Raw genomic sequence first — 21,667 nt, 5'->3', positions numbered from 1 at the left:
AAGCCGGTGCTTCTCAGCACCGGCCTTTAATAATCTGCGCACAGGCAGTTATCAGTATTCGAACATCGCTGAGATAGACTCTTCGTTGCTGATGCGGCGAATCGTTTCAGCCAGCATTTCAGACAATGTGAGTTGTTTCACTTTACCGGTTGCCTGCATGTCTTTTGACAGCGGAATACTGTCGGTAACAATGATTTCATCGATAACCGACTCTTTCAGGTTCTTAGGCGCGTTGCCTGAGAAGATAGCGTGAGTCGCGTAAGCATACACTTTGCGCGCGCCATGATTTTTCAGGGCTTCCGCAGCTTTCGCCAGCGTACCGCCGGTGTCAATCATGTCGTCAACAATGATGCAGTCACGGTCTTTCACATCACCGATAATATTCATCACCTGAGAAACGTTCGCTTTCGGACGACGTTTATCGATGATTGCCAGTTCTGCATCATTCAGCAATTTAGCCGTTGCACGGGCACGTACTACGCCGCCGATGTCCGGAGACACAACAATCGGGTCGACAAAATCACGCTGAACCATGTCTGCAAGCAGGATAGGTGTACCGAAAGCGTTATCTACCGGTACATCGAAGAAACCCTGGATTTGCTCTGCGTGCAGGTCGATGGTCAGTACACGGTCAACACCCACGTTAGACAGAAAATCTGCGACCACACGGGCTGTGATTGGCACCCTGGCTGAGCGGACGCGACGGTCTTGTCTCGCATAGCCGAAATAGGGAATAACAGCAGTAATACGTCCTGCTGATGCACGACGCAGGGCGTCGATCATCACAATCAATTCCATCAGGTTGTCGTTGGTTGGTGCACAGGTAGACTGGATAATAAAAACGTCCGAGCCACGGACGTTTTCATGAATTTCTACACTGATCTCACCGTCGCTAAAGCGACCAACACTGGCGTTACCAAGTTTGGTATAAAGGCGTTCTGCAACCTTATGGGCAAGTTCGGGGACGGCGTTGCCTGCAAAGAGCTTCATATCTGGCACAAGTGTTTCCTCGGTGCGTTTGATAAAGGAGGTGGCTGGGGTAGCTGGACTCGAACCAACGAATGGCGGGATCAAAACCCGCTGCCTTACCAACTTGGCTATACCCCAAAAATTTAGTTCATGTCCGATGCTTCGTTCACGTATTTTAGCTTTTGTTGTAATGGCGACATATTCACACCTTTAGCAACAAAACCGGACCATTCTGCAGGCAATTTCCCGAGAACCCGTCTGGCTGAATGTTCATCACTAAATACAGAAAATACGCACGCGCCTGTGCCCGTCATCCGCGACGGTGCGAATTGTAGCAACCACTGTAATAATATTGCAACTTCCGGATGCTTTTTACAGACAATACTCTGGCAATCATTATGCGTTGCAGCGAAAGTGTAATTGTGCCATTCCATGGGCGGTGTATTGCGGGGCAGGGCAGGCTCTCTGAAAATATCTGCAGTACCCACGTGTATACCCGGATTGACAACCAGATACCATTGTTCGTCTAAATCAGCGGGACTGATGTGCTCGCCCACACCGCCGGCGAAACCTGTACGGCCTTCAACAAAGATAGGTACGTCGGCGCCCAGACGCAGACCTAATCCGGCCAGTTCTGCTGTACTCAGACCGCACTGCCACAAGTAGTTCAGAGCAACCAGAACTGTGGCGGCGTTAGATGAGCCACCGCCGATACCGCCGCCCATGGGCAGTGACTTTTTCAACCGGATGTTTGCGCCTTTATCTGTTCCCGTGTGTGTCTGTAACAGTCTGGCTGCTTTTACAATCAGATTATCTTCATCATTCACACCGGGAATCGACGGATTAAGGGTGATATTGCCGTCGTTGGTGACATCAAAAGCCAGTTCATCACCACGGTCCAGTAACTGAAACAGGGTCTGAAGCTGATGGTAACCGTTATCGTATTTACCGAGGATATGAAGGAATAAATTCAGTTTGGCCGGGCTGGGCCACCATTCACTGTGTTGCATTACTGTATGGTCCACTCATCAATCCGGATTTTTATCCATATTTTTGTGTTGTCTGTGCGGGTAAGCATTAACTGATGTGGCAACCACAGTCCTGCTTCCTCACCATAGTTGCTGTAACTGACTTGCCAGTTGCCGCAGGCTTCACAGCCCGGAGAAAGGGAAGCCAGTAGTTGTTTATCGTTGAGCTTGTAGTCGTCGCCCCGTAAAGGCAACCCCTTTACCCAGTTCAGCAGCTTGCCGGCGGGAATATCCCAGCCGGTTGTCTGGTAAATCAGACGTGCGGGACTGGTGTCCTGCCAGCGCTTGTCGTCAGCTTCCAGTGTCGCCATGCCGTCACTGAAATCGATATTCGCCAGGGTAATACCCAGCATATTGGTTAAACGGAAATTAAAATCGGGCTCATCGGTTTTCCAGTTTACGTGGGCGCTGACAGCTTCCTTTTCATTGCGGATAGCCATCTTACCTTTCATCTGCCAGCGGGTGACAGACTTCAGCTTCTCAAGCTGAGAAGGCAGGTTTACTGCGGTCTCCGGGCCATCCGGCAGAGTGGTACAGGCTGATAACAGGGCGATAAACAAACCTGCAAAAAGTATCCGGAAAATCATGAACGATTATGATCCTACGCAATGCAACGGGATGATTGCTTCAAAACTCAGGGATCTAATGGGAACACAGTTTCAGGAGTACTTTCAATCATTTTGGGTTTTTCGTACAATGCCGCTCCGAAGATGCCAGCATAAATATTGATGACCCTTACTGCCCTCGGAATAAACCACAAAACTGCACCTGTTGCATTACGCGAAAAAGTCGCCTTTACACCGGATTCTCTGGTGTCTGCGCTCGCCTCGCTGAAGCAGATAGACGGTATTGAAGAATCTGTCATCGTGTCTACCTGTAACCGCACTGAAGTCTACGTGAAAGGGGCCGGTGAGGCTGCATTGCTGCTCGACTGGTTATCTGCCTTTCATGATGTGAAGCGGGAAGATATTGAACAGAACAGCTATCTTTACCAGCAGGAAGATGCAGTTAAGCATGTTATGCGGGTAGCAAGCGGGCTGGATTCGTTGATCCTCGGTGAACCGCAAATTCTCGGACAGATTAAACAGGCATTCAGTGACGCAAAGCATTCCGGTACAGTGGGGGCGGAGTTCGAGCGGTTATTCCAGCACACGTTCTCTGTGGCTAAAAAAGTGCGCTCTGAAACAGAAATCGGTGCTAACGCAGTATCTGTAGCCTTTGCTGCAGTGCAACTGGCCAAACATATATTCAGCGCATTACCAAAGCGCTCAGTATTGCTGGTAGGTGCCGGCGAAACCATTGAACTGGTTGCCCAGCATTTAAAAGAACAGGGCGTTCAGCGTCTTGCCGTTGCCAACCGTACCGTAGCCAGAGCTGAGAATCTGGCGGCGAATCTGGGCGCAGATGTACTCACACTGTCTCAGTTGCCTGAACATCTTCACGATTTTGATATAGTCATCAGTTCTACAGCCAGTCAGTTGCCATTGATTGGTAAAGGGATGGTGGAAAAGGCCTTGAAGCAGCGCCGTAACATGCCCATGTTTCTTGTTGATCTGGCGGTTCCCCGTGACATTGAGTCTCAGGTTAATGAACTCGGCGATGCCTACCTTTATACTGTTGATGATTTGCAGCATATCGTTGAGCAGAATCTAGCTTCCCGTGAAATGGCCGCGCAGGACGCTGAAAAAATCATCGATGATCAGGCTTCCGTATTTTTAAGCTGGAAACAGGCGCAGCATTCCATTGATTTGGTGCGTCAGTACCGTCAGAAAGGCATGGCATCCAGAGATGAGCTGGTCGCCAGGGCGATGAATCAGTTGTCCGAAGGCCGCAACGCGGAAGACGTTGTACAGGAACTGGCCTATAAACTCACCAATGCGTTGATGCACGGGCCTACCCGTGTATTGCGGGACGCTGCACACGAAAATAATGCCGCGCTGACTCAATGGCTGGGTCAGGCGATGGATCTTGCCGGTAACGGGCAGGACAAAGAAGGGTAAAACAGAATATGAAAGAATCGGTGACCAGAAAGCTCGAGAACCTGGTGGAAAGGTTTGACGAGGTTCAGGCATTGCTTGGTGATCCCGGTACGATTTCCAATCAGGATAAATTCCGCGCGTTGTCAAAAGAGTTCAGTCAGTTGGAAGATGTTGTAAAAGGCTTTAATGCTTTTCAGCAGGCTGAAGAAAATCTTGCTTCTGCACTGGAAATGATGGAAGAAGACGATGCCGAAATGCGCGAAATGGCGCAGGAAGAAATGAAGCAGGCAAAAGAAGACATTGCACGCCTTGAAAGCGAACTGCAAATTCTTCTGTTACCTAAAGATCCCAACGACGACCACAACTGCTTTCTGGAAATCCGTGCCGGTGCCGGCGGTGATGAGGCGGCTATTTTTGCCGGTGACCTGTTCCGTATGTACAGCCGCTATGCTGAATCAAAGGGCTGGCGCGTAGAGGTGGTCAGTCAGAATGAAGGTGAGCACGGTGGCTTTAAAGAAGTCATCGCTAATCTTTCCGGTGAAGGCGTTTACGGTATTATGAAATTTGAATCCGGCGGACACCGGGTACAGCGTGTGCCGGAAACTGAATCTCAGGGACGTATTCACACGTCAGCCTGTACAGTGGCAGTTTTGCCTGAGATCCCTGAGTCTGAAGCCATTGAAATTAATCCGGCAGACCTGCGTGTTGATACCTTCCGTGCATCCGGTGCCGGTGGTCAGCACGTTAACAAAACAGACTCTGCTATCCGGATGACTCACATTCCAACCGGTCTTGTGGTTGAGTGTCAGGATGAGCGTTCACAGCACAAAAACCGTGCTAAGGCCATGTCTGTACTGCAGGCCCGTCTGAATCAGCTCGAAGAAGAAAAGCGGGCGAAAGAAGAGGCTACCACCCGCCGCAATCTGGTGGGCAGTGGTGACCGTTCTGAACGTATCCGTACTTACAACTTTCCCCAGGGCCGTGTGACTGATCACCGAATCAACCTGACCCTGTACCGTCTTGATGAGGTCATTGAAGGGGATCTGGCTGCGCTGGCTGATCCTATCCGGCAGGAACACCAGGCCGATCTGCTGGCTTCACTGGCAGACGAATAATGTCAGTCACCATTGCCTGTGCACTTCAACAGGCAAAAGAAGCGCTGGCAGGCGGTGAGTCTCCTGCCACCGACGCAAAAGTACTGCTGGCTCATGTACTGGGCCAGACACAAACCTGGTTGTACACCTGGAGTGATAAAGTACTTAAGGACGAGGAGCTTAACCGCTTCAGACAGCTCATCAGTGAAAGAAAAACAGGCCGGCCGGTGGCGCACCTGACCGGTAACCGCGATTTCTGGACACTGACACTTAATGTGAATCCTGCCACGCTTATTCCGCGTCCGGAAACCGAACTGCTGGTGGAAAAAGCGCTGGAACTGCTTCCTTCTGAGCCTTGCAATGTGTGTGACCTGGGCACCGGAACAGGCGCTGTGGCGCTGGCACTGGCCAGCGAAAGACCGGACATTCAGGTCACCGGTACAGATCGCATTGAAGAGGCTGTCGACCTCGCTAAACAAAATGCAGCACTGAATCACATCACCAACGTCTCTTTTATCGTCAGCCACTGGTTTGATGCCCTGAAAGATAAGCAGTTTGATATGCTGGTGACCAATCCCCCTTATGTGGAATCAGACAGTCACTATCTGCAACAAGGTGATGTCCGCTTCGAACCCCTGTCAGCGCTCACCGCCGGTGAGGACGGGCTTGATGATATCCGGCTTATCATCAGTCAGGCATCAGTATGTCTTAAGCCAGGCGGATGGCTGCTTATTGAACATGGCAGTGAGCAGGGCGGTGCAATCCGCGGGCTGTTTAATGACAGCGGTTACACCATGGCAAACACCTTTGCTGATCTTGCCGGTCTTGACCGGATAACTATTGCGAAAAGACCTGCTTGCGAATAATTCCTCTTACAGTATGCTTTAACCGGCCTTTTATAAAAATGGAATGCTGTAAATGACTGATGATTTCCTGTTTGCGGACGATGACGACGAGGAATTAACAGAGGAACTTGGCGTCTGGAAGGTGCTCATTGTTGACGATGAGCCGGAAGTACACGCGGTGACAAAACTGGCGTTGAGCGATTTTGTGCTGGATGATAAGCGGCTGGAATTTGTCAGCGCTTATAGCGGCGATGAAGCCAAAACCTACTTTCGTGAAAATGACGATGTGGCTGTGGTCCTGCTAGATGTGGTGATGGAGACCGATAATGCCGGGCTTGAAGTCGCAGAATACATCAGAGAAACACTGGATAATCATTTTACCCGCATCATTCTGCGGACCGGACAACCCGGACAGGCACCAGAACGGGATGTGATTGTTGATTATGATATTAACGATTACAAGTCAAAAACCGAACTCACCGCGCAGAAACTGTTTACTTTCATGATTGCGGCATTGCGATCGTATCGCGATATCGTCGTGATTGAGGAAAGCCGCGCCGGTCTTGAAAAAATTATTGATGCTTCCGCCGACCTGTTTACTTCCCGATCCCTTGAAAAATTCATGCGGGGTATTATTCAGCAACTTTCCTCTATTCTCGGATTCTCCAAAGACGCCGCCTATATCACCAATGCCGTGGCGGTGCCGCGACCCGTCACGCAGTCTTTACCGCAGGAACTGTTCGTGTTTGCCGGCAATGGCGAATATGCCGGTCAGGAAGGGAAATCGTTGATTGATGCGTTGCCCGCAGAAGCGTATTTGTTGTGCCAGCGGGCGTTAAAAGAGCAGAGCATTATCTTTGGCGAAGATTATGTGGTGGCTTACTGCTTCAGTAAGCACTACAAGGGGTCATTACTATATTTATCCGGTATCCCCCGTAAACTCAGCGAAACAAATATGCATTTATTGCAGTTGTTCTCAGAAAATGTGCAGCTGGCATTTGAAAATGTGCTTATCAGTCAGGAAGTGGAAACCACCCAGCGGGAAATCATTGAGCGGTTGGGTAAAGCCATGGAACGTGACAGTGAAACCAGCAAGCATATCCGCCGGATGGTCGATATGGCTGAGTTACTGGCACGATATGCCGGGCTGGGCGAAGCACAAATCATGACGCTGCGGCTTGCTATTCCGTTGCATGATGTGGGAAATGCACATATTTCATCACAAATCCTGACAAAAACAGATGTACTGACGGAAGAAGAACGGTTTGCTATCCGTCAGCATGCGGAATTTGGCTATCAGATATTAAAAGACTCAGACAGTCCTACCATTCAGCTGGCTTCTGTGCTTGCTAAAGAACATCATGAACGGTGGGACGGACAAGGCTATCCTGAAGGACTGAAAGGCGAGGAAATCCGTCTGGAAAGCCGTATCGCGGCTATCGTCGATGTGTTTGATGCACTGATGAACAAGCGCCCGTACAAAGAAGCCTGGTCGCTGGAAAAAACCGTCAGCACGTTGAAGGCGGAAAGCGGACGACATTTTGATCCGCAGCTGGTCAGTTATATGCTGGCGAATATTGGCCGCTTCGAAGAAATTCAACGCCGGCTGGCGGACCACATATCACAATAATAAAGAGGTTGTTATGTATTTAATGGCTAAGCATTTGCACCTTACGGCCATCGCACTCAGTGTATTTTTGTTTATTTTCAGATTTATGCTGTCCCAGTTTAACAGTGAGTTACTGACCAGAAAGTGGCTCAAAATTCTCCCTCATGTCATCGATACCTGCCTTCTGGCCAGTGCGCTATGGCTATGTTTTCTTATTGACCAGTACCCGTTTGTACAGGGCTGGCTGACCTTCAAAGTGGTCGGGCTGGTGGCCTATATTCTGATGGGGATGTTTGCGCTTAAATGGGGGCGGAACAAGCCACTGCGCTGGATTGGTTTTATCGGTGCATTAACCTGGTTGGGGTTAATCGCCAAGGTTGCAGTATCAAAGCAACCGTTGTTTTTTTAATTTGGAAGTAAATAATGACACAGTCCCGTACTGAAATTCAGGTTGGCAATATTACTGTTGCTAACGACAAGCCGTTTGTATTATTTGGTGGCATGAATGTGCTCGAATCCCGTGATCTGGCAATGCAAATTGCTGAGCACTATGTGGAAGTGACTACACGGCTGGGCATTCCATACGTATTTAAAGCCTCTTTTGATAAAGCGAACCGTTCTTCTGTAACATCTTACCGGGGGCCGGGCATGGAAGAAGGCTTAAAGATTTTTGAAGAAATCAAATCTACTTTTAATGTACCGGTGATCACCGATGTCCATGAGCCTCATCAGGCGGCACCTGTGGCGGAAGTCGCGGATGTTATTCAGCTACCGGCCTTTCTCGCCCGCCAGACCGATCTGGTGGTGGCAATGGCAGAGACCGGTGCGGTCATTAATGTGAAGAAACCCCAGTTTCTGGCTCCCCATGAAATGCGTCATATTATCGGTAAACTCGGGGAAGCCGGTAACGATAAAGTGATCCTGTGTGAACGGGGCAGTTGCTTTGGATATAACAACTTGGTTGTCGATATGCTGGGCATGGATGCAATGAAAGCGTATGCACCGGTAATTTTCGATGCAACTCATGCGTTGCAGATGCCGGGAGGCAGAGCTACTTCAGCAGATGGCCGCCGTGCACAAGCTGCGCAACTGGCGCGTAGTGGTATGGCTTTAGGTCTTGCAGGTTTATTCATCGAAGCGCATCCGAATCCGGATGAAGCGAAATGTGACGGACCATGTGCGTTGCCATTGTCAAAGCTGGAACCGTATTTACAGCAAATGAAAGCGTTAGATGAGCTAGTGAAGGGGTTTGCGCCGCTGGATACCAGTGCAAACTAAATGAAACGCTGAAGACGGTGCCCGGCAACATTGTTGCCGGGCACCGAATCAGGTGTGAAAAAGGGCTTATTCGCTGGGGTTATCTTCCTTAGCGTCGCGATTGTCTTTTTCGTTCATCGCGATAAGTGTACTGGCAACGTGCTGTTGCACTTCTGCGGCCAGAACAGCCTTAACTTGTTCCTGAACACTGACCATTTCTACAGTTAGTTCAAGGGTATTCATAGCAGGTACCACAGGCATAGAAGCCGGCAGTTCCTGAGAAATCGTTGGGTAAGCAGTGGTTGCCGCTAAGATAACAGCCATCTGGCTGAAGAATTTTTTGAATTTAGTCATATCACACCTAATAAAATTAATTTAAAATTCGTTAACAAATTGAGCTTTCTTGTTAACATTGCACTTGTCTAACTGATTGATTGAAAAGTGCTGTGCTCTGAAAGCGTGCGAATAATAAACAGATTTTGCTCGTCTTTAAAACGAGTAAAAGTAGGGTTTGAGGATTAGAAAAACTAATGCTTTATCACGTTAGTCATTTAGCTGCCGGAGGGAAGCGTGCATAGACGTTTGCCGCCGCTGAATGCGCTGAAAGCCTTTGAAGCCGCCGCCAGGCACCTGAGTTTTACCAAAGCCGCCGAAGAATTATTCGTTACCCAGGCTGCTGTCAGTCATCAAATTAAAGCGCTCGAAGAATTCTTATCAATGAAGTTGTTTCTTCGCCGCAACCGGACGCTGCTCCTTACTGAAGAAGGACAGGCCTATTTTCTTGAGCTGAAAGATATCTTTAAACATCTTCAGGAAGCCACAGAAAGATTGCTGGCAAAAGGCAGTAAAGGAGCGATTACCGTTGCTATGCCGCCAAGTTTTGCCAGCCAGTGGCTGGTACCCCGTATCAGTCGTTTCAGCGTTGAGCATCCGGATATTGATGTGCGTATTAAAGCCGTAGATTTCGATGAAGGGTTTTTAGAAGACGATGTGGATGTGGCTATTTATTACGGTAAAGGCCGCTGGAGCGGCGTAAAAGCCGATAAACTGCATACCGAGTACCTTACTCCGTTGTGCTCTCCCATGTTGTTTAACGGCCCTAAACCGCTGAATAGCCTGAGCGATTTGAAGCACCATGTTCTGCTGCACGATTTAAGCCGTGAAGCCTGGAAAAACTGGTTGAAAAGTGTCGGCGTGTCCGGCGTGAATGTAAACCAGGGGCCGGTGTTCAGTCACTCCATGCTGGTACTCCAGGCTGCTGCGCTGGGGCAGGGCATTGCGCTGGGTAACACTATTCTTGCCCGTCCGGAACTGGATGCCGGCCGTCTAATCATGCCTTTTGAAGAAAAAGTCGCCAGTCGGGATGCGTTTTATCTGGTTTGTGATGAAGCGCAGGCAGATTTAGGTAAAATCGCCGCGTTCAGAAGCTGGATATTAGCGCAGGTTGAAGAGGAACAATACGATGTCTGACATGATCACCGACCGGGCAGAGCATGAGGTCGCCGTTTTGATCCTTGCTCATGGTGCCGGTGCGGGTATGCAGTCTCCCTTTATGGCGGACTTGGCTGCCTTACTGGCAGCACAGGGGATTACGGTGGTGCGGTTTGATTTTCCCTACATGCAGACCATAGCGGAAACCGGTAAACGCAGGCCACCGGATAAAATAGATAAACTGGAAGCTTATTATAAAGATCTGGTAGAGCAGGTGGCTGAAAATACTTCTTCGCCGGTATTTATCGGCGGCAAGTCTATGGGCGGTCGTGTGTCGACGATGATTCTTGAAGCAACAGAGGCGAAAGGCGCGGTGGTGTTTGGTTATCCTTTTCATCCTCCCGGCAAGCCGGAAAAGCTGCGCACGGAACATCTGGTGAAAATGACAAAACCCGTATTCATCAATCAGGGAGAACGGGACACCTTCGGTACGCAAAGCGAAGTTGACGGTTATAATCTGTCCGGTCAGGTCACTTTGCATTTTCTGCCTGACGGCGACCACAGTCTCAAGCCCCGTAAATCCAGCGGTCATACATTAAACGAACACATGCAGCAGGCGGCTTCAGCTTCAGCCGCTTTTATTAACAGGCTTATTTCATGCTAAAACCTTTTGTTCTTACCGGTGCTATTGCCGCGCTGGCCGCTGTGATATTCGGCGCGTTCGGTGCGCATGCGCTAAAGTCGATGCTTAGCGCTTCACAACTGACGTCATGGCATACCGCTGTGGACTATCAATTTTATCATGCGCTGGCGTTACTGATTTTGCCGGCACTGCGACACGCCGTGAGTAGCAGGTTATTAAGTACCGCCGGTATTTGTTTTGTTGCCGGCATTGTTTTGTTCAGTGGCAGCATCTACTTACTCACCTTGCTGGAATGGCGCTTTCTCGGACCGGTAACGCCACTTGGCGGTTTATTCTTTATGATTGGCTGGGTGGCACTGATCACCGGTGTGGTAAAAGGAAAGTGGCATGAATAGTTTGCTGATTTACTGCCGCAGTGGTTATGAAGCTGATACCGCCGGGGAACTGACAGCATTGACCTCTGAAGCCGGTATTTACGGGTATCCGGTATTTACGCCGGACCAGGGCTTCATTTTGTTTCATTTTTATGAGCAGGGCGATGCAGACCGGCTGGGTCAGCGTCTTGCTGTGGCTGATACCATTTTTCCCCGTCAGATTGTGGTGGTCACCGCTCATCTTGAAGATCTCGACAAAACAAACCGGGCAGGTCCGGTACTGGCTGCCATCAGCGACGCAGACACGGATGAGTGGAAAAACACCTTATTGTTTGTCGAGCATGCAGATACCGAAGCAGGAAAAGCGCTGGCTAAATTCTGCCGGAAGTTCACTGTGCCACTGCGGCAAGGTTTAAGAAAGCAGGGAGCACTGACATATAAAGAAAAAGAAGACGGCAGAGCATTGCATGTTTTCTTCACTGATTATGACAATTGTTTCGTGGGCCATTCTTATCCGGCCATGCGCAGTCCCTTTGCTAACGGCATCTGTCGTCTGAAATTTCCGCCGAAAGCACCCAGCCGGTCGACTCTCAAGCTTGAGGAAGCCATTCTGACCATGCTGAACGATGAAGAACGACGGGAAATTTTCCGTGAAGGCGCCCGTGCGGTAGATCTGGGGGCGTGTCCGGGCGGCTGGACGTATCAGCTGGTGATCCGTGAGATGGGCGTTGAGGCCATTGACAACGGTGCTATCGACGAAGAACTCATGGCAACAGGATTAGTGGACCATTATGCGGCAGACGGCTTTACTTATAAGCCCAAATTTGGCCGTGTAGATTTGCTGGTGTGTGATATGATAGAGCGCCCCGACAGGGTAGCGGTACTCATGAGTGAGTGGCTGGAAAAAGGTTGGGCAGATCATGCGATTTTCAACCTTAAGCTGCCAATGAAGAAACGATACGACACGGTGACGGCCGCTATCGGGGAAATACAATCGCGACTTGGCAAAAAAGCTGGCGGCTTTCGGATGAAAGTCAGACACCTTTATCATAATCGCGACGAGGTTACTGTTACTGTCATAAAAGCTTAAATAAAGCCTTATGATGGTAATTTATTGATTTTAAATATAAAATTAAAGGCTTGGCGCGGAACTGCTGAATAAGTTTTAGACTTTTTTCGCAAAGGACTATAAATCTGGTATTGAAATCCTTTATAATCCCGCCGTTTTTTTACTCTGAACCAACGAAAGTGAACTAATGTCAGACTTATCTCTTTACAGAAACATTGGTATCTTCGCCCACGTAGACGCGGGTAAGACTACCACTACAGAACGTATTTTGAAGCTTACCGGTAAAATCCATAAAACTGGTGAGGTACACGATGGTGAGTCAACTACTGACTTCATGGAACAGGAAGCTGAGCGCGGTATTACTATCCAGTCTGCTGCGACTACTTGTTTCTGGAAAGACCACCGTATGAACATCATCGATACTCCGGGACACGTTGACTTCACAGTTGAAGTTTACCGTTCTCTGAAAGTATTGGATGGTGGTATCGGTGTTTTCTGTGGTTCAGGCGGTGTTGAGCCTCAGTCTGAAACTAACTGGCGTTATGCTAACGAATCAGAAGTTGCCCGTGTAATCTTCGTAAACAAACTGGACCGTATGGGTGCAGATTTCTACCGTGTTGTTGGCCAGGTTAAGAAAGTACTTGCTGCTAACCCGTTGGTAATGACCCTGCCAATCGGTATCGAAGACCAGTTTACAGGTGTTGTTAACCTGCTGGACATGAAAGCATACATCTGGGATGACTCTGGCCTGCCAGAAAACTACGAAGTAGTTGATATCCCTGCCGACATGGTTGATAAAGCGAACGAATATCGTGAAATGATGATCGAAACTGCCGTTGAGCAGGACGATGACCTTATGATGGCTTACATGGAAGGTGAAGAGCCTTCTCTGGAAGACATCAAGCGTTGTATCCGTAAAGGTACCCGTGATCTGGCATTCTTCCCGACTTATTGTGGTTCTGCTTTCAAAAACAAAGGTATTCAGCTGGTTCTGGACGCAGTAGTAGACTTCCTGCCTTCTCCTACTGAAGTTGATCCACAGGATCTGACTGACGAAGAAACTGGTGAACCTACCGGTAAAGTTGCAACTGTATCTGTTGACGAGCCTTTCCGTGCGCTGGCGTTCAAAATCATGGACGACCGTTTCGGTGCTCTGACGTTCGTACGTATTTACTCTGGTAAGCTGAACAAGGGTGACACCATCCTTAACTCTGCGACAGGTAAAACTGAGCGTGTTGGCCGCATGGTGGAAATGCACGCGAATGACCGTACTGAACTGACTTCTGCGCAAGCAGGTGACATTATTGCAATCGTAGGTATGAAGAACGTTCAGACTGGTCACACTCTGTGTGATCCTAAGAACCCTTGTACCCTTGAGCCAATGATCTTCCCTGAGCCGGTAATCTCTATCGCTGTTAAGCCTAAAGATAAAGGCGCTAACGAGAAGATGTCTATCGCTATCGGTAAACTGGTAGCAGAAGATCCGTCGTTCCAGGTTGAAACTGACGAAGATTCTGGCGAAACCATCCTGAAAGGTATGGGTGAGCTGCACTTAGACATCAAAGTAGACATCCTGAAGCGTACTTACGGCGTTGAGCTGGAAGTAGGTCAACCACAGGTTGCTTACCGTGAAACTATCACTACTCCGGTAGAAGACAGCTACACGCACAAGAAGCAGTCTGGTGGTTCTGGTCAGTTCGGTAAGATTGATTACCGCATCCGTCCTGGCGAAACTAACACTGGCTTCGTGTTCAAGTCGACAGTTGTTGGTGGTAACGTACCTAAAGAATTCTTCCCGGCTATCGAGAAAGGCTTCAAAGGTATGATGGATCAGGGCCCTCTTGCTGGTTATCCGGTTCTGGACGTAGAAGTTGAGCTGTACGACGGTGGTTTCCACGCAGTTGACTCATCAGCAATCGCGTTCGAAATCGCAGCGAAAGGTGCATTCCGTCAGTCAATTCCAAAGGCCGGTCCTCAGCTTCTTGAGCCAATCATGAAAGTTGACGTGTTCAGCCCGGAAGACAACGTAGGTGACGTAATCGGTGACCTTAACCGTCGTCGTGGTATGATCAAAGACCAGGAAGCTGGTGCAACAGGTGTACGCATTAAAGCAGATGTACCTCTGTCAGAAATGTTTGGTTACATCGGTCACCTGCGTACTATTACATCTGGTCGTGGTCAGTTCTCTATGGAATTCAGCCACTACTCAGCATGTCCTCAGAACGTAGCTGACAAAGTAATGGAAGAAGCGAAAGCGCGTAAAGCAGCTAAGTAATTCTTCTGTAAAGCTTTAAAAAACCCGCCATCCGGCGGGTTTTTTTATGGCCCGGAAAAACTGTACTAAACCTGTACTTGCGGTGACTCCGGCAGCTGATACATTTAAGCGGCTTAAAGGAGAGAGTTATGCAATGGATAGTTCACACACTCGCGACAGTGATCCCCCTCGGCTTTATCGTCTACTGGTTATGGTTCAGAAACGCCTGGTACAAGTCCATGCTTCGCAAAGGGAAGCAGGGCGGTAAAGAAACCATTGCCATTTATCCCACCGTCGCCTCATTGCTCAGGCTGGAAGCGGCTGTCGTTGTTCCTGTCAGCCGGGTAACCAAAGTCATCATCACAGCACGTTGCATTATATTCTATGCCGGCCCCTGTAAAATTGCTGAATTATGGTTGCTTGCAGGGCAGTCATCAGAACTGGCTGAAGGGATCCATGAGTATTGCAGCCACGCTACTGTCAGCTATGTACCTTATTATCCGCGGCAAACTCTGGCGGAAAGCTGTCGTTTTCAGCGGTATTACGGCATGGATGTGGTCAGCTTTAATGACGGGCAGTATTTCGCACCCGCCGGCAGAGTTGTTTCGCGGCTTCACGAATCGCCGTTACCGGAGGAGCCTGATGAGGATGATATTGATACTGTTCAAACAATCTGGTCAGACTGGCGAGATCGTTTGCTATAGCCTCCGGCACTTTATGCTTACAGTATTCATAGAATTGACCCGGACTGCGGTTTTCCCGTTGCAGGCCAAATTTTTGTTCCAGTTTCTCAACCGCGCCAAGATAGTACTTCTTTTCTCTGGCAATGTGACTTCGTTGCCATCCCGGTACAAAGTATATAATTAGCAGCGCGCCTGTGAACAATAGCAGGCCGGCGGCAAATAAGCTGAGCTTTAACGGCGTAATACCATTTAAAATACGGTCTAGAATGTCCGTTTGTTTATCATTGTTATAGCCCAAAAACCAGCGGCTCCAGAGAAAATCCATTTGCGCACTCATGTTGCGCAATGCATCGAAGAACGCAAGCTGACTGATACCGTTTAACGGATGATCGCCCTGAATCTCTGTCGAGAATCTTGCTGCCTGCTCAAAACCGTCGAAAATTCGTGAAGGCGCAACCATGGTTGTCGGATCGTAGCTTTGCCAGTTCATCCCGTCAGTTTTTGCTTCTACCCAGGCGTGAGCGTCGTACTGATACACATTGACGGTTTCATCATTGATAGGCGTGCCACCCTGATAACCTGTCACGATGCGGGCGGGGATACCGGCAAGCCGCAGTGCAAATGTCATCGCACTGGCATAATGAGCACAAAATCCCTGTTGATGGTCAAACAGGAAACTGTCTACCGGATCATTAAGCATGGGTGGTGGTGTTAACGTGTAACTGAAAGGCTTGTCATTAAAATAACGCATCAGTGCTGAAACAAATGCACGGTTATCAGGATGCATCTCTCTGAGCCCGTGTACCCATTCCCTGGTTTTCTCATTACCTCTTTCCGGCACTTGCAGGTTCAGCGTATTGTCCAGCGCCGCATTCCCCTGACTTCGCGGAGAGTCAGGGTAGGAGGCAACATAATAAGCATAGCGGCTGAACAGTGGCTGTCTTGATGTTAGCTGGTATTGCCAGCCCTGCCACAATTCCCGTTGACTGGCTGCATTGTCCGGTACAGCAGTGTCTAATGCAAATAACCAGGATTTTTTGGTGGGTTCGGCAATGACTTCATAGCGGACAGGCTCACCGCTGAGGGCTGGCCGGAACGGCTTATTCATATACCGCAATTGGGTTTCTGCGTATTGCCTTGTTTCACTGACTGACCACGATTTTCCGTCAAAATGTTCCAGCGTCAGTGCACGCCAGTAAAGCTGTTCTCTGACCGGAACAGGCGTTGAGAATGTGGCACTGAATGCCAGCTTTTCAGACTGTGCGAGATTGGCAATGTCACCCGGCGTAATGGTTTCTGCCAGCCCGGTTTCTGTGGATTTGCCTTCCGGCATTTTCCATAAAGGGGGAAGCCGGGGCATAAACACAAACAAAATAACAGCAAGAGGCAACGCCTGAAAGAAAAGGATAAGGGTTTTCTTTTGTCTGAATTGTCTGGTTGACGACGGTGTGTGGGCAGACAACAGAATATAAAGTAGGAACAGAAACATGATGCCGTAAAATAACGTACGGGCCAGCGACTGATAGAAAATGAAACCGCAGGCCAGCAGGAATATGGCGCAGATAAAAAGTTGATAGAAATCCCGTCGCTTACTTAACAACATTAATTTTAGTGCACAGGCCAGCAGCAGCAGGTTAACCATAATATGCAGGAAATCCATACCGTCACTGGTGGTGATCAGCGCTGTTCCCGCCAGCAGGGCAAGTAAGTTGACCATTCGCTTTCCGGGCATATGGTTGTACCAGCCGAGAAACAAAAATCCTCTGACAATGCCGGCACATAAACAAAGCAGTAGTACCCACAAATGAATATCGCTGAACAGGGAGGCCGCCAGTACCACAAAGAAAACGGAAGTCAGCATACTTTCACGGTTCCCCGCAATCGGCAGGCTTACAGGCATCATGACGGTGTGTCCTGCCGGAAAAGGGCCAGAGCTTTTAAACAGGCCTGTTTGTGCTGTTGTCCGCAGCCCGGCTGAATAACCAGATTATCCAGTTTCAGGCCAAATTGTGTGCCGGTTGCTGACAGCTGAGTGACCTGCCAGCTCAGTACCGACAGCGCCGTCTCTGTATCTGTGCGTAACTGACGGATATCCAGATAGCCGCTGACCGGCTGTTGATCAGTGAAAATTTTATTTACACGGTCACCGCCTTTGGCGACCCGTTTCCATGCAACGCGGTTTAACGGCTCTCCGCTCTGCCAGGGCTGCAGTGCAAAGAAGTCGTCGGTGCCATTTTGCACCTGCTTGCCGGTACCACTGCGGGCATACCATTGAGACAGATCGGCGTGCTCGGGCTTTTTCTGCGGATAGACTAACAGCGTCTGATTAAAATCAGGATGGGTCCAGCACTTTACCAGTCCGAGGGGAAAGGAGGAGGTGACGGTCACTCTGGGCAATCTCATGATGCCCCGTTTATCTGCCTGTATTGCCAGATGATGAGATTTTTTTTCCTGCTCGAGATCCAACGTGCTGCGGTCAATATCACCGTACCATCTGATTTCCATCAGTCCCCGCAGAGATTTTCCTTCAGCGGCGTTAATATCTACTGTCATAAATCCATTTTCGCCGGCGAACACGGGTTTTAGCTCCCTTGCTGACAATCGTATCCCTGAGATATTTTTGTAGGCAGTGAACAAGGTAATAAGGAAAAGGCTTAACAGAAACTGGCAAAGAAAAAGCAGAAGATTATTCTGATAGTTAACCGCAAGCAGAAACAGACAGGCGGTCATCATCAGGTAAAACCAGCCGAAGGTACCCGGGAAGATGAAGATATTACCATGATGTAACTGATGAACAGTGTCCGGCGGCATTCTCTTAGCCAGCCATTTTAACGACCATGCTCCGAAAGTTTTTCTCATCATCCGCTTTTCAGGCTGCCAGCGGGTCCACACTGTTCAGCAACCGCTTACTCAGTGTATTTTCTTCGATGGATTCGTGATGAGTACCCCGTAATCTGTGTTCCGCCACGGCGGCAAAAATAGCCTGAACATCTTCAGGGACTATGTAGTCGCGGTCGTGAATGAATGCCCAGGCTTTTGCTGCGTTTAACAGGGCACGGCTTGCCCTGGGGGAAAGGGGTTGCGGATAACCACTTTGTTCCCGGCTCTGATTTACCAGGTTAAGCACGTATTCCAGTACGGCTTCACTGCAATGCACATCGTTGACCTGCTGCTGATAGCGGAGCAGTGAGCGGGGATCAATTTTTTCCGCCAGCGGACCTTGTTCTCTGCCACCTTGCTGCTGCAACATGGCTTTTTCCGCTTCTCTTGAAGGGTATCCCAGAGATATACGCATGAGGAAACGATCCAGTTGTGACTCCGGCAGGGGATACGTTCCGCTCTGATAGCCCGGGTTTTGAGTGGCAATAACGAAAAAAGGTGAGGGCAGCGGATAAGTGGTGCCGTCAACGCTGACCTGGTTTTCTTCCATGGCTTCAAGCAGCGCACTTTGTGTTTTCGGTGACGCGCGGTTAATTTCATCTGCAAGGATCAGTTCGTTGAATACCGGACCCGGGTGAAACCTGAATTCGTGCTGCTGCTGATCGAACACGTTCACCCCCAGCATATCTGCGGGCAGTAAGTCTGACGTGAACTGAATACGGGAATAAGACAAGCCGAATACATTTGCCAGCGCATGAGACAAAGTGGTTTTGCCCATGCCCGGTAAGTCTTCAATCAATAAATGACCTTTTGCCAGCAGGCAGGTTACAGCCAGCTTCAACTGTTGAGGCTTGCCAATAATATGCCCTGACAGTGCGTCTGTGATCGTCTGAAATTCTGTTCGCATGGGGTTTTCCCGCAACCGGTTTGTCCTTATTTATACATGCTAGCAATTCTGAAGGGAATTGCTGTTATCCTGTTGATACCTGAGTATAGACACGGTGTCTGCGCCGGGTGATATAAATTACCTGAGTGAACCTGATTTAGTGCTGTTATCAATATCCTTGTTGTCTATAATGGACCGGTTTATTAAGGAAGTACCATATGAAAATCATTGAAATTGATGATGAGCTGTATACGTTTATAGCAAGTCAGACAAAACACATCGGCGAAAATGCGTCGGACATCCTGCGTCGTTTACTGCTGGGTGATGCTGAAAGTAACGAAGTAAAAGCGGCACCTGTTAAGGCGGCTTCCGCGGTGAAAAAAGCGGCTCCTGTTAAAGCCCGTCAAACGAAAACACCGTCACAGTCAACAACGGTTTCTGCCCCCCTTGCTGTAGAGCACGGAAGCGGAGATATTGAAGCCAGACTCACCAGTGCTGCACTGGCGCAGTACACCAAACGGGTTGATCTGTTTTTGTTTATTCTGTCTGAACTTCATGATTTGCACAGCGATGCCTTTGCAAATGTTGAACAAATTAAGGGTAAAAATCGTATTTACTTCGCAACCAGCAAAGATGCGTTGCTGAGTACGGGAAGCAGTACTAACCCTAAATCTATTCCTGACTCACCTTACTGGGTAGTAACAAATAACAACACTGCTAAGAAAGTAGCGATGTTGGAACAGGTAATGAAAACACTGGGATACAGCGACGAAGCCACGCAAACGGTTATCGCTAAATTTGCTTAATACCCCTGGTTAGCAAGACGCTCACTTTAATAAAGGACGAAAAATGGCATTACATCCGCAGGCAGGAGAACCCGCAGCTCCGGAGCAACTGATTAACGTTGCAGAACTTATCACCCAATATTTTACCTATGTTCCTGATGCTGACTCACCGGCAGAAGCTGTCAGTTTTGGTACATCAGGTCACAGGGGCACAGCAGCAAATACAACGTTCACAGACACGCATATTGCTGCAATTTGCCAGGCGTTAGCAGAGTACCGTCAGTCAGAAGGCATCGACGGCCCGCTGTATATTGGTAAAGATACCCATGCATTGTCAGAACCGGCAATGATCACTGCGATTGAAGTATTAAGTGCCAACGGTGTTGATGTAGTGATCCAGCAGGCAGATAACGCCAGCCGCGGCTACACGCCCACGCCGGTTATTTCCCGCACCATAATTCGTTATAACCGTGGACGTTCTGCGAACTTAGCTGATGGTATTGTCATTACGCCTTCTCACAATCCGCCTTCTGACGGTGGCTTCAAATACAACCCGCCCCATGGCGGACCCGCTGATGGCGATGTGACCTCTGTCATTCAAAAACGTGCTAATGCACTTATCGCTGCGGGCAATAAAGACGTGAAGCGAATGAACGTGCAACAGGCACGGGCAGAAGGGAAGTTTGTGGAAGCGGATTTCATGGAAGCTTACATAGACGATCTCGCTGAAGTTGTGGACATGGAAGCGATTGCAAAAGCCGGGCTCAAACTCGGTACCGATCCTTTAGGCGGAGCGGGAGTCGGTTACTGGGAGCGTATCAGCGAAAAATATGGTCTTGATATCACGGTTGTGAACGACAAGGTTGATCCTCAGTTTGGCTTCATGCGTCGTGACAAAGATGGCAAGCTGAGAATGGACTGTTCTTCTGCCTATGCAATGGCTGGTCTTATCGACCTGAAAGATAAGTTTGACCTCGCCTGGGGTAACGACCCTGACTTCGACAGACACGGTATTGTTTGTCCTGCTGCAGGCCTGATGAACCCTAATCACTATCTGGCCGTAGCTATCAATTATCTGTACAGCCACCGCCCTGACTGGCCGGAAAGCCTGAAAGTAGGTAAAACCCTGGTATCCAGCTCAATGATTGACAGAGTCACCGCAAACCTGGGTCGTGAACTGGCAGAAATGCCGGTGGGCTTTAAGTGGTTTGTGGGTGGATTATCCGACGGTGAAATCGCCTTCGCAGGCGAGGAAAGTGCCGGCGGTATTTTCCTGCAGCGCAACGGTCAAACCTGGGCGACGGATAAAGACGGTTTTATTATGTGTCTGCTGGCAGCAGAAATACTTGCTGTCACCGGTAAAGACCCCGGTGAGCATTATGAAGCGCTGACTGAGAAATTCGGTTCGCCTGTGTATCAGCGGGTTGACGTTGCTGCAACCCTGGAAGAGAAAGCGAAGCTGTCCGCCATGGATGCCTCTGTGGTGACCAGCGACTCCCTCGCCGGTGAGTCAATTACTTCAGTGCAAACTCATGCTCCCGGCAATAATGCTGCCATCGGGGGAGTGAAGGTATCCACTGAAAACGGATGGTTTGCCGCACGACCTTCCGGTACTGAACAAATTTATAAAATTTACGCAGAGAGTTTTAATGGTGAAAGTCACTTACAATCTCTCATCAAAGAAGCGGAAGAACTGGTAGCAAAAATCATTAAATAAACGCAAATGTTTAAATTTGATTTTTAAAGTGTAAATTTTTTGTTAATAAATGGGCTGTATTTTTAAATGCAGCCCATTTTTTTTGAAAATTAACAAACATTTTACAAAAAATCGTTTTTAACGCTGCTATATTGCTGCCATATCGATATTTTATTGTGTAATTT

The 21,667-nt window shown here is 48.9% G+C and carries 20 protein-coding genes and 1 tRNA gene; 13 read left to right on the top strand and 8 right to left on the bottom strand.

What is annotated here, in order from left to right:
- Positions 1–51 precede the first annotated feature (51 nt).
- The 4 genes from AC4PME_RS07815 to lolB all read right to left on the bottom strand — a co-directional run bounded on the left by AC4PME_RS07815 (position 52) and on the right by lolB (position 2,584).
- Positions 52–999, bottom strand: a complete 948-nt coding sequence (locus AC4PME_RS07815) for a ribose-phosphate pyrophosphokinase (RefSeq protein WP_119501754.1) — start codon at positions 997–999, stop codon at positions 52–54.
- Between the two features lie 32 nt (positions 1,000–1,031).
- A tRNA-Gln gene (locus tag AC4PME_RS07810) sits at positions 1,032–1,107 on the bottom strand.
- 5 nt (positions 1,108–1,112) lie between these two features.
- Positions 1,113–1,994: a 4-(cytidine 5'-diphospho)-2-C-methyl-D-erythritol kinase gene (ispE, locus tag AC4PME_RS07805; protein ID WP_491045658.1), complete on the bottom strand. Its 882-nt coding sequence runs from the start codon at positions 1,992–1,994 to the stop codon at positions 1,113–1,115.
- Complete coding sequence (gene lolB, locus AC4PME_RS07800; RefSeq protein WP_303574144.1) at positions 1,979–2,584, bottom strand: lipoprotein insertase outer membrane protein LolB; 606 nt, start codon at positions 2,582–2,584, stop codon at positions 1,979–1,981. Before lolB ends, ispE begins: the two co-directional genes overlap by 16 nt.
- A gap of 141 nt (positions 2,585–2,725) precedes the next feature.
- Here lolB and hemA point away from each other — a divergent pair, with 141 nt between their 5' ends.
- From hemA to kdsA, 6 genes are read left to right on the top strand one after another with little or no spacing between them, the layout of a single operon-like run.
- Complete coding sequence (hemA, locus tag AC4PME_RS07795) at positions 2,726–3,997, top strand: glutamyl-tRNA reductase (protein ID WP_303574159.1); 1,272 nt, start codon at positions 2,726–2,728, stop codon at positions 3,995–3,997.
- A gap of 8 nt (positions 3,998–4,005) precedes the next feature.
- A complete protein-coding gene (gene prfA, locus AC4PME_RS07790) occupies positions 4,006–5,091 on the top strand; it encodes a peptide chain release factor 1 (protein ID WP_119501750.1) in 1,086 nt (361 codons plus the stop codon).
- Positions 5,091–5,936: a peptide chain release factor N(5)-glutamine methyltransferase gene (prmC, locus tag AC4PME_RS07785; protein WP_474844497.1), complete on the top strand. Its 846-nt coding sequence runs from the start codon at positions 5,091–5,093 to the stop codon at positions 5,934–5,936. Before prfA ends, prmC begins: the two co-directional genes overlap by 1 nt.
- Positions 5,937–5,988: 52 nt before the next feature.
- A complete protein-coding gene (locus AC4PME_RS07780) occupies positions 5,989–7,545 on the top strand; it encodes a DUF3369 domain-containing protein (protein ID WP_491045657.1) in 1,557 nt (518 codons plus the stop codon).
- A gap of 13 nt (positions 7,546–7,558) precedes the next feature.
- Positions 7,559–7,933: a SirB2 family protein gene (locus AC4PME_RS07775; RefSeq protein WP_491045656.1), complete on the top strand. Its 375-nt coding sequence runs from the start codon at positions 7,559–7,561 to the stop codon at positions 7,931–7,933.
- A gap of 14 nt (positions 7,934–7,947) precedes the next feature.
- The gene (kdsA, locus tag AC4PME_RS07770) at positions 7,948–8,802 is read left to right on the top strand and encodes a 3-deoxy-8-phosphooctulonate synthase (RefSeq protein ID WP_491045655.1); all 855 of its coding nucleotides are present in this window, start codon (positions 7,948–7,950) and stop codon (positions 8,800–8,802) included.
- A gap of 66 nt (positions 8,803–8,868) precedes the next feature.
- On the opposite strand, the gene AC4PME_RS07765 is transcribed toward kdsA, so the two are convergent.
- Entirely contained in the window at positions 8,869–9,135 is a 267-nt protein-coding gene (locus tag AC4PME_RS07765) for a hypothetical protein (protein WP_491045654.1), read from the bottom strand.
- Positions 9,136–9,351: 216 nt separating this feature from the next.
- On the opposite strand from AC4PME_RS07765, the gene AC4PME_RS07760 reads away from it, so the two are divergent.
- From AC4PME_RS07760 to fusA, 5 genes are all read left to right on the top strand, one after another.
- Positions 9,352–10,251, top strand: coding sequence for a transcriptional regulator GcvA (locus AC4PME_RS07760; protein WP_349587462.1), 900 nt, complete (start codon positions 9,352–9,354; stop codon positions 10,249–10,251).
- Complete coding sequence (locus AC4PME_RS07755) at positions 10,244–10,876, top strand: alpha/beta fold hydrolase (protein WP_491045653.1); 633 nt, start codon at positions 10,244–10,246, stop codon at positions 10,874–10,876. Before AC4PME_RS07760 ends, AC4PME_RS07755 begins: the two co-directional genes overlap by 8 nt.
- On the top strand, positions 10,870–11,250 hold the full coding sequence (locus AC4PME_RS07750) for a DUF423 domain-containing protein (protein ID WP_119501742.1): 381 nt from the start codon (positions 10,870–10,872) through the stop codon (positions 11,248–11,250). The genes AC4PME_RS07755 and AC4PME_RS07750 overlap by 7 nt, the downstream gene beginning before the upstream one ends.
- On the top strand, positions 11,243–12,319 hold the full coding sequence (gene rlmM / locus AC4PME_RS07745; protein WP_119501741.1) for a 23S rRNA (cytidine(2498)-2'-O)-methyltransferase RlmM: 1,077 nt from the start codon (positions 11,243–11,245) through the stop codon (positions 12,317–12,319). Before AC4PME_RS07750 ends, rlmM begins: the two co-directional genes overlap by 8 nt.
- 166 nt (positions 12,320–12,485) lie before the next feature.
- Complete coding sequence (gene fusA, locus AC4PME_RS07740) at positions 12,486–14,573, top strand: elongation factor G (RefSeq protein ID WP_491529546.1); 2,088 nt, start codon at positions 12,486–12,488, stop codon at positions 14,571–14,573.
- A gap of 543 nt (positions 14,574–15,116) precedes the next feature.
- Here the strand turns inward: fusA and AC4PME_RS07735 are convergent.
- From AC4PME_RS07735 to AC4PME_RS07725, 3 genes are read right to left on the bottom strand one after another with little or no spacing between them, the layout of a single operon-like run.
- Complete coding sequence (locus tag AC4PME_RS07735) at positions 15,117–17,138, bottom strand: transglutaminase TgpA family protein (RefSeq protein WP_491045651.1); 2,022 nt, start codon at positions 17,136–17,138, stop codon at positions 15,117–15,119.
- Positions 17,135–18,097, bottom strand: coding sequence for a DUF58 domain-containing protein (locus AC4PME_RS07730; protein ID WP_491045650.1), 963 nt, complete (start codon positions 18,095–18,097; stop codon positions 17,135–17,137). The genes AC4PME_RS07735 and AC4PME_RS07730 overlap by 4 nt, the downstream gene beginning before the upstream one ends.
- Before the next feature lie 7 nt (positions 18,098–18,104).
- Entirely contained in the window at positions 18,105–19,022 is a 918-nt protein-coding gene (locus AC4PME_RS07725; protein WP_303574130.1) for an AAA family ATPase, read from the bottom strand.
- 197 nt (positions 19,023–19,219) lie between these two features.
- Between AC4PME_RS07725 and seqA the strand changes: the two genes are divergently transcribed.
- Entirely contained in the window at positions 19,220–19,807 is a 588-nt protein-coding gene (gene seqA, locus AC4PME_RS07720) for a replication initiation negative regulator SeqA (RefSeq protein ID WP_491045649.1), read from the top strand.
- 43 nt (positions 19,808–19,850) lie between these two features.
- Positions 19,851–21,503 carry a phosphoglucomutase (alpha-D-glucose-1,6-bisphosphate-dependent) gene (gene pgm, locus AC4PME_RS07715; protein WP_491045648.1) on the top strand — a complete coding sequence of 551 codons (1,653 nt, stop codon included), beginning with the start codon at positions 19,851–19,853 and terminating at the stop codon, positions 21,501–21,503.
- Positions 21,504–21,667 lie beyond the last annotated feature (164 nt).

It is taken from the genome of Alteromonas sp. (genome assembly GCF_984505615.1).
The sequence above is the reverse complement of the archived record's forward strand: the minus strand, read 5'-3'. Positions and strand labels throughout refer to the sequence as shown.